1 pseudogene is annotated in these 468 nt (G+C 63.5%); it reads right to left on the bottom strand.

Features of this window, described 5'->3' with window-relative positions:
* A pseudogene (locus HA48_RS21985) lies at positions 1–366 on the bottom strand (CoA transferase); the annotation flags it as partial.
* Positions 367–468 lie beyond the last annotated feature (102 nt).

Raw genomic sequence — 468 nt, 5'->3', positions numbered from 1 at the left:
TAGCACGCGGGCCATGGCCGCGCGGTGGTGCGGTGCGTTGGTATGCAGGCGAATCCAGCCATCACGCGTGGCGTAATCTCCGGCAAGGGGATCCCAGAGCGCGGCAGGCGGACGATTAAGTGGTGTGAGGCTGTGCTGAAACCAGCGCGAGGCGAGGCGGACATTGATGCTGACCGGTGCCGGGCGGCCTAACAGATCGCTCAGGGCCTGGCTGGCTAAGCCCAGGCTGGTTGCGGCCAGTTCACTGACGGCATAGGCCGAGGAGAGGGTGTTGGTCTGGAGAAAAGTCAGTGCCGGTAAAGCCTCGGCACCGCGCAATCCCTGCCACATTTGCTGCCACAGTGCGGCAGCACGTTGATTATCCATGCTACATCTCCGGAAAACAGGCGAGATTCAAGCATAGCAGAGAGACGTCAGCGGCGGCGCAGGCGCGGGAAGCGGGCGTGCATGCGCAGGTTGCGCAGGTTG

The sequence above is a fragment of the Pantoea wallisii genome (assembly GCF_002095485.1).
Classification (GTDB): Bacteria; Pseudomonadota; Gammaproteobacteria; order Enterobacterales; family Enterobacteriaceae; genus Pantoea; species Pantoea wallisii.
This window is presented reverse-complemented; position numbering and strand designations above follow the sequence as displayed.